This window comes from Stutzerimonas sp. C6.4V (genome assembly GCF_058536345.1).
The window spans coordinates 52836-59984 of sequence record NZ_JBZUBM010000003.1 but is presented as its reverse complement, the minus strand read 5'-3'; the positions used below and the strand labels follow the sequence as shown (position 1 = coordinate 59984).

The following is a 7149-nucleotide window of genomic DNA, read 5'->3' as shown; positions in this document are numbered from 1 at the left end:
TTTGCTAAATGCGCAGGAAGTCGCATTGTCTTGTCAGAAAAGCCAGCCACGTCTCGCCTCAGGCTTTGGTAGCTGCCAGTAGGTGGAGTCGGGTAGGTGCTATTGCGCACTACTCAATCTCCTTGGCAGCAAAGCGCAATGCCGACCGCATCCACTCCGGCATCTTGCAGGCCCGGAGCTTCATCAGCTCTTCGCCGCTCAGCGCACTAACAATCTTGGAAACCACATTAGCGGACAGCCCTTCTTTCCCGATGTAGTAGAGAGCAGTAAGCGCCACACCTACCGTCGTGCCGGCGTGCTGCAAGCGGTCCTTGGATACGTGGCGGAGGCGAACCACCGCATTGCCAACCTTGATCTCGCGAGTAGATCCGCTGGTGTAAAAGGTCGGCAACACCTGCATCTGTGTGCTGAGGCCCAACCTCCGAACAGCCTCCGCGCCGTGTATCTGGATCGTCTCGCCGTTCGCCTTCGTGATGACCTCCACGACAGCCAGCGGACTCGGGCGCACCACCCTGCCGGTGTACTTGCTCATTTTGGGGCGCATGTAGACACCGCGAGCGACTCGCTCCAGCGTGCCTGATTGCACCAGCCTAGAAAGCGCTTTATTAATCGACGCACGGGAACCGACCTGCGCGAACACCGCGCCGGCAAATGGCCTCCCCTTTGGCATGTGCTTGACTCGATTTAAAATAGCTTGCGCGACGGACATATGAGCCCCAAAAAGTCAGAATCCACATATTTTCTGACGCCCACAAAAACTATAAGCCCTGCCAAAAACAGGACCTCCAGGCCAGCCACTGGGGACAGAGGGACAGCAAGATCAACACTCACTGTGCGGCCACGGAACCGGCCCCTCACACAGCCTCGCTGAGTAATCAGTCAGGTTCGACTAGAGCTCTCAACTCCTCACCAACCTTCTCCAGGAGCTGCTCAAAACTTTCAGGAGCTTCGGATCCAAGCAAGTAGGTCAGGGCCAAGAGGGTGACAGGGTGAGTGTCGAGCACCGTGCAGAGGCTATCGAGCTTTTCGAGAGTCGGGCTCGTTGCCCCGCGCTCCAGCATGCTGACGAAGGTACGACTGCTAACGAGCGAGAAATCTTCCTGTGCCAGCCCCCTACGCTGCCGCACGAGCCTCAACGCTTTCCCGAACGAATCCCGGACTTCCATTTTGCTGCTCCGCAAAATGGAACGATGAAGCGCGATTGAACAATATATGACTACAAAATATATTGTTCATCAATCAAGTACAATTATCATTAGGAGATTGGCGCGTGTTCAAAACCAGTCGGAATGCGGAACTGCTTCCTGGGCTCTCAACAGCGCCAGATGGCGTGCAGTTCTGGTCATATGTCGAGCTAGAGATGACCTGGCCCTGGTTCTACCTGCAGATCGTTGAGGACGATGGAAACGCGGCCTTTCGAAGCATGCTAATGGTTCCGTCGGTTCCATTGCTGGAACAGGTCATAGCTGCGCAGACCGAGCACGCCTGGCTGGAGCAGGCGTATCTTGTGAGTCCCGGGCATATGAACGAGGTGGGTCGCTGGTTGATGGAGCCGTTACTGGAGATCCTTTCAATTCGTGATGCACAAGGTAGCGAGCTTGGGCACCAGTACCGAGTGGAGGGAGATCGCACGTACTCAACCTCAGCGTGTCAGTCTCTCGGCAGTCGAATTAGTAAACACGTGATCTTCTCTGCTGCATTACATCTGCGAGGCTAACGCCCCACTTCCTACCCGTATCCATAGTCCCATCTGAACCGAGCTCAGTTGTCTTTCCAGAATTCGCTCCGCTGCACAAGGCCGAACTCATCGCCAGTCCTATCGGGATTCTCGTCGAACATGGTGTTGACCATACGCTCGCGGCGGAGACCACTCAGCGCTCGGAAAAAGCAGGCCTCACAGAGATGCACCTCATAACGCTCGCCATCATGCAAACACGATTTGCTGTTGGATGAGCATCACTTCGACGATGCCACCGATGACCGCGTCCGAGGAGAACTTTCAGAGCTCTTGCCCAACCAGGTCTACGAGGTAGAACGGCAACCTTTTTTGGGCCTGATGAGCGGATTGACCAACTACACCATGGCTGACGAGTTTCGCGTAAAGCAGGCGCTCGATATCGCTGTTGCGACCGGTGATTTGCTGGCGGTCGGTAAGGATGGCAAGACCAGGCGTCGCAAGGGCACTAGCATCAAATCCAGTGATATTCTGATAGCTCCCCCGCAGAGACCCATCTTCTTCGTGCCACAGCTGAAGAAATCCAGCTCGGAGAACTGAGGTTCGGCACCGCTCCTTGCTCGGTGGCTCGCCTTAACCGCATCGGTACCGGTAGCTTGGCCCATCGCGTGAAATGCCGAGCATTTCGCTCTAGGGGTCTGGCGCGTCGATCAAATAGCCCATCCCACGCGCGGTTTGTATGAGCTTAGGTTCGAACTCATCATCGATTTTTGCTCTCAGCCGTCGTACCGCCACCTCAATCACATTGGTATCGCTGTCGAAATTCATGTCCCATACTTGGGAGGCGATAAGGGACTTTGAGAGCACTTCCCCGCGACGCCGAAGTAATAGCTCAAGAAGTGCGAATTCCTTTGCAGTTAGGTCTATTCGTTTCCCCGATCGCGTAACTCGACGCCTGAGCAGATCGACCTCAAGGTCGAGGAGTTTGAGTATTGTTTGGTTGGGGACATTATTGCCGCGGCGAAGCAACGTACGGATCCTGGCTAGCAATTCGGAGAAGGCGAACGGCTTGATGAGATAATCATCAGCGCCCAACTCCAATCCCTTTACTCGATCCTGAACCCCGTCTCGGGCGGTGAGAAAGAGCACGGGAACCTCATTACCAGCAGCGCGGACTTTCTGTAAAACCTGCCACCCATCCAGGCCAGGCATCATCACGTCTAAGATGAGCAAGTCGTATGTGGTATGAAGCGCGTGCTGAGCAGCATCGGTCCCGTTTTCAACTCTATCGACTGTGAAGCCTGCCTCTGAAAGCCCCTGCTGTAGGTAGGTGCCTGTTTTCGGCTCGTCTTCAGCAACAAGAAGCTTCATGAAAGTATTCCCTCCGGCATTTGGAGCAGTGTGCCGATTGTCAGGGCGTGCAGCCAGTACCTTACAGAAACGTAATGCTCGCATCATCTGTCTGACAGCTTGTAGCGTTAACGTCTACATCAGCAGTTGCTCCCACACTCTGCTTTTTGGCCTTTTCCATGCTCCTTTGGCCTATCGGCGCCTAGATGGCGCCCTTTTTTTGCCCGCTGGAAACAAGACCTATTTGCCTGAACGAAAAGGCACCATGCACGCTACCTGCGCTTTCGCTTGGGCTCACTGCTTTTATGCATTACTGACGAAACCGTAATGTCTAAATCAGGCTTCTGACAGGAACGCTCGGTTAGCTTAGACACAGGACCAAGCCAAAGCCCCTATTTATGGAGCTGCGCTGGGTCTCCCATGTCTTCGAACGAGGTAACAAGTAATGAAATTCTTCAGATCCGTTTCTGTACTGCTCGCCATCGCAGCAAGCTCTTCCTATGCAATGGCAGAAGGTGGTGGTGATCGTACCTTTGCTCGTATGGAGCAGGCTCGCCAAATAGCGATCGCTAGTTATCAGGCTGACCAGAAGGACCAAGCCCAGGAGGTAGCCTCAAAAGCAACTTCAGCGAAGCACGCCCACGCTAATTGCTGAAGCGAAACCTTACGCAACTGTGACCATGCACCTTGAGTATCGTTGCAACCGGATCCTTGCACGGAAATCAAAAGCCATTGCGCAGCTTCCACCTGGAGATTGACATGCTCACAGGCGATTTTTTGGGCGATTTCTGAAGCGCTTTAAGCTTACAAAAATGTAATCCCGCGTCTTTCTTAGGCATGCCATATTTACGATTAAAGGCGAGTCGCTTGATAAGACAGACCGTGCGCGAGTTTCTAAGATCAATTAACGCTGGCAACACCAACCTTACGGCTGGTTTCGGCTTGGCTCCTTAGTTTGATTGGAACCTACACATGCAACGTAAAACCTCTAGGCGAACCTTTGTTAAAGGCTTGACTGCCGCAGGCATCCTTGGCGGTCTTGGCTTGTGGCGAGCTCCGGTCTGGGCAGTGACTAGCCCAGGCCAGCCCAGCGTACTAAGTGGCACGGAGTTCGATCTGCTGATTGGGGAGACGCCGGTCAATATCACCGGCGCGGCCCGGACAGCGATGACTATCAATGGGACCATCCCAGGGCCGCTTCTACGTTGGCGTGAAGGGGATACCGTCACGCTGCGAGTCAGAAATAAGTTGAGCGAAGATACATCGATTCACTGGCACGGCATGATCCTGCCGGCCAACATGGATGGCGTGCCTGGATTGAGCTTCCACGGCATCGCTCCCGATGGCATGTATGTCTACAAGTTTCAGGTTAAACAGAACGGTACCTATTGGTACCACAGTCATTCAGGCCTACAAGAGCAGCTTGGTGTCTATGGTCCCTTGGTCATCGATGCGAAGGATCCCGAACCGTTCAGCTATGACCGCGACTATGTGGTGATGTTGACTGATTGGTCCGATGAGGATCCCGCTCGAATCCTTTCTAAGCTCAAGAAGCAGTCCGATTATTACAACTTCCACAAGCGCACTGTCGGAGACTTCATTAACGATGTGAGCGAAGACGGCTGGGCCGCTACGATTGCGAATCGGAAAATGTGGGCTCAGATGAAAATGAGTCCCACCGACCTCGCCGACGTAAGCGGCTACACCTATACCTATCTAATGAACGGCCAAGCACCCGACGGGAACTGGACCGGCATCTTTAAGCCCGGCGAGAAGCTTCGTCTGCGGTTCATCAACGGCTCGGCCATGAGCTATTTCGATGTCCGCATTCCAGGGCTGAAGATGACTGTAGTCGCAGCCGATGGCCAATACGTCAACCCAGTTAGCGTCGACGAATTCCGCATTGCCGTGGCAGAAACCTACGATGTGATTGTCGAGCCTGCGACCGAGGAGGCTTACACGATCTTCGCCCAATCGATGGATCGCACAGGATACGCCCGTGGCACGCTAGCGGTTGCCGAAGGGCTGAGCGCTCCTGTTCCAGAAACCGATCCTCGACCACTAATCACCATGGACGACATGGGGATGGATCACGGCAGCATGGGCGGTATGGCGGGCATGGACCATGGCGGCGACATGGGCGCGATGGACCATAGCAACATGTCCGGCATGAACCACGGTGACATGCAAGGGATGGGCGACATGGGCGCAATGGCCGGCATGGATCACAGCAAAATGGGTGGGATGTCCGGGATGGACCACTCTGGAATGGCTGGGATGAGCGCAGGTATGCAATCGCACCCGCCCTCAGAGTCCAATAACCCACTGGTGGACATGCAGACCATGAGCCCAACTCATAGGCTGAACGATCCCGGTATTGGCTTACGAGACAACGGCCGCCGAGTCCTGACCTATAGCGACTTGAGAAGCACTTTCCCCGATCCGGACGGCCGTGAGCCCAGTCGGACGATCGAACTCCATCTCACCGGCCACATGGAGAAGTTCTCCTGGTCATTTGACGGTATAGAGTTCTCTGATTCGGAGCCCCTGCGGCTCAAATATGGCGAGCGGGTACGCATCACTTTGGTCAACGACACCATGATGACCCATCCGATTCATCTGCATGGTATGTGGAGCGATCTTGAAGATGAGAATGGAAAGTTCATGGTTCGCAAGCACACGATCGACATGCCTCCAGGTTCGAAGCGCAGCTACCGCGTGACAGCCGATGCGCTCGGGCGTTGGGCTTATCACTGTCACCTACTGCTTCACATGGAAATGGGCATGTTTCGTGAAGTCCGAGTGGACGAGTAAGAGGAACTTTATATGGGAAATTTTACGAAGCGTAAAACTCTTATCGGCAGCGCGTTAATGTTCAGTCTGCTGGGCGTAATGAATATGTCAGCTGCGTTTGCAGAGCAAAAGCATGATCAGCACAAGCAATCATCGGCTTCATCGCAGAATCCAGGCAACAAGCCGGCATCTCAGACACAAGGCACCTCTAACTCAAAAATGAACCACGACGACATGGATCATGGCTCGATGGACCATGGAGAAATGGAGCACGGCAAGATGGATCATGACCCCAAGGCCACTGATACTGAGGTGGATTCGCACCATGACCACTAGACCTTCTCGCTTTGCTCTGATTGCGCTCGGAGTTTCGTTGAGCGCAGCGGCTGGAGGGACAGCCAACGCTGCCGAGATGATGGATCATTCGATGCATCAAACCCCTCCTGCTGAGGCAGCTCAAGCCCCTGCATCTTCAGCGAAGCCCGCAGCTAAGAATCATGGCTCCGGTGGGCAAACGGACCATTCTGCGATGGGTCATGGTGCGATGGACCATAGCACGATGAACCATGGCCAAATGAAGCATGACGATACGCTCGAAATGCCCGGCATGGTTCATCCCTCGTTCATTCCAGTATTGACCGATGCGGATAGAGAAGCGGCTTTCCCTGGTCTTCAAGGTCATACAGTCCATGACAAGTATCTGGCCTGGTTCCTTCTGCTAGATCAACTTGAGTACCAGAACGCAAATGAAGGTAGCACCCTCAGTTGGGAAGCTACTGCCTGGGTTGGTGGCGATATCAATCGGTTCTGGTTTCGCTCGGAAGGTGAGCGAACGAATGGCGTTACTGAAGATGCGGAAATTCAGGCGCTCTACGGGCGTGCCATCAGCCCCTGGTGGGATGTGGTAGCAGGTGTTCGCCAGGACTTTAAGCCCGAGTCGCCGCAGACGTGGGCGGCTTTAGGCGTCCAGGGGATGGCTCTGTATAACTTTGAGGCGGAAGCCACCGCCTTCGTCGGTGAAGGTGGGCAGACAGCAGCACGTTTTGAAGGCGAGTACGACATTCTCCTCACTAACCGGCTGATCCTCCAACCGACTGCCGAGCTCAATTTCTATGGCAAGGACGATCCTGCGCGCGGAGTAGGCGCTGGTCTCGCAAACACAGAGGTGGGGCTCCGCCTCCGATACGAAATCGTTCGTGAGTTCGCACCGTACATCGGCGTCACGTGGAGCCGGGCATACGGTAATACCGCCGATATGGCGAGAGATGAAGGCGAAGACGTAGATGAGGCGCGGTTCGTTGCTGGCATCAGGCTTTGGTTTTAAGGACCCT

Annotated in this window: 8 protein-coding genes and 1 pseudogene; 6 read left to right on the top strand and 3 right to left on the bottom strand. The window is 54.5% G+C overall.

The features are described from left to right. Positions 1 to 109: 109 nt before the first annotated feature. Both AC4LFW_RS22210 and AC4LFW_RS22205 read right to left on the bottom strand, forming a co-directional pair. Positions 110 to 709 (bottom strand): DUF6088 family protein, encoded by a 600-nt coding sequence (locus tag AC4LFW_RS22210; RefSeq protein WP_015275564.1) that lies wholly within the window; start codon positions 707 to 709, stop codon positions 110 to 112. 166 nt (positions 710 to 875) lie between these two features. Then, complete coding sequence (locus AC4LFW_RS22205; protein ID WP_003292631.1) at positions 876 to 1166, bottom strand: helix-turn-helix domain-containing protein; 291 nt, start codon at positions 1164 to 1166, stop codon at positions 876 to 878. Positions 1167 to 1270: 104 nt separating this feature from the next. Between AC4LFW_RS22205 and AC4LFW_RS22200 the strand changes: the two genes are divergently transcribed. Both AC4LFW_RS22200 and AC4LFW_RS22195 read left to right on the top strand, forming a co-directional pair. After that, the gene (locus AC4LFW_RS22200; RefSeq protein WP_003292632.1) at positions 1271 to 1717 is read left to right on the top strand and encodes a hypothetical protein; all 447 of its coding nucleotides are present in this window, start codon (positions 1271 to 1273) and stop codon (positions 1715 to 1717) included. Between the two features lie 219 nt (positions 1718 to 1936). Next, positions 1937 to 2275: pseudogene (locus AC4LFW_RS22195) on the top strand (three-Cys-motif partner protein TcmP); the annotation flags it as partial. A 90-nt stretch (positions 2276 to 2365) separates the two neighbouring features. Here the strand turns inward: AC4LFW_RS22195 and AC4LFW_RS22190 are convergent. After that, complete coding sequence (locus AC4LFW_RS22190; RefSeq protein ID WP_003292635.1) at positions 2366 to 3046, bottom strand: heavy metal response regulator transcription factor; 681 nt, start codon at positions 3044 to 3046, stop codon at positions 2366 to 2368. A gap of 424 nt (positions 3047 to 3470) precedes the next feature. Here AC4LFW_RS22190 and AC4LFW_RS22185 point away from each other — a divergent pair, with 424 nt between their 5' ends. The 4 genes from AC4LFW_RS22185 to AC4LFW_RS22170 all read left to right on the top strand — a co-directional run bounded on the left by AC4LFW_RS22185 (position 3471) and on the right by AC4LFW_RS22170 (position 7142). Further along, positions 3471 to 3680 carry a co-regulatory protein PtrA N-terminal domain-containing protein gene (locus AC4LFW_RS22185; RefSeq protein WP_015275566.1) on the top strand — a complete coding sequence of 70 codons (210 nt, stop codon included), beginning with the start codon at positions 3471 to 3473 and terminating at the stop codon, positions 3678 to 3680. 317 nt (positions 3681 to 3997) lie between these two features. Beyond that, on the top strand, positions 3998 to 5839 hold the full coding sequence (locus tag AC4LFW_RS22180) for a copper resistance system multicopper oxidase (RefSeq protein ID WP_003292636.1): 1842 nt from the start codon (positions 3998 to 4000) through the stop codon (positions 5837 to 5839). Positions 5840 to 5851: 12 nt separating this feature from the next. After that, positions 5852 to 6154: a hypothetical protein gene (locus AC4LFW_RS22175; RefSeq protein ID WP_003292637.1), complete on the top strand. Its 303-nt coding sequence runs from the start codon at positions 5852 to 5854 to the stop codon at positions 6152 to 6154. Then, positions 6144 to 7142 carry a copper resistance protein B gene (locus tag AC4LFW_RS22170; protein WP_015275567.1) on the top strand — a complete coding sequence of 333 codons (999 nt, stop codon included), beginning with the start codon at positions 6144 to 6146 and terminating at the stop codon, positions 7140 to 7142. The genes AC4LFW_RS22175 and AC4LFW_RS22170 overlap by 11 nt, the downstream gene beginning before the upstream one ends. The last annotated feature ends 7 nt before the right edge of the window (positions 7143 to 7149 follow it).

What these genes read in the sequence shown, in the direction of transcription:
- AC4LFW_RS22170 (WP_015275567.1), top strand. Translation starts at nt 6,144, where the DNA reads ATGACCACTAGACCTTCTCGCTTTGCTCTGATTGCGCTCGGAGTTTCG.
- AC4LFW_RS22185 (WP_015275566.1), top strand. Translation starts at nt 3,471, where the DNA reads ATGAAATTCTTCAGATCCGTTTCTGTACTGCTCGCCATCGCAGCAAGC.
- AC4LFW_RS22175 (WP_003292637.1), top strand. Translation starts at nt 5,852, where the DNA reads ATGGGAAATTTTACGAAGCGTAAAACTCTTATCGGCAGCGCGTTAATG.
- AC4LFW_RS22190 (WP_003292635.1), bottom strand. Translation starts at nt 3,046, where the DNA reads ATGAAGCTTCTTGTTGCTGAAGACGAGCCGAAAACAGGCACCTACCTA.
- AC4LFW_RS22180 (WP_003292636.1), top strand. Translation starts at nt 3,998, where the DNA reads ATGCAACGTAAAACCTCTAGGCGAACCTTTGTTAAAGGCTTGACTGCC.
- AC4LFW_RS22210 (WP_015275564.1), bottom strand. Translation starts at nt 709, where the DNA reads ATGTCCGTCGCGCAAGCTATTTTAAATCGAGTCAAGCACATGCCAAAG.
- AC4LFW_RS22205 (WP_003292631.1), bottom strand. Translation starts at nt 1,166, where the DNA reads ATGGAAGTCCGGGATTCGTTCGGGAAAGCGTTGAGGCTCGTGCGGCAG.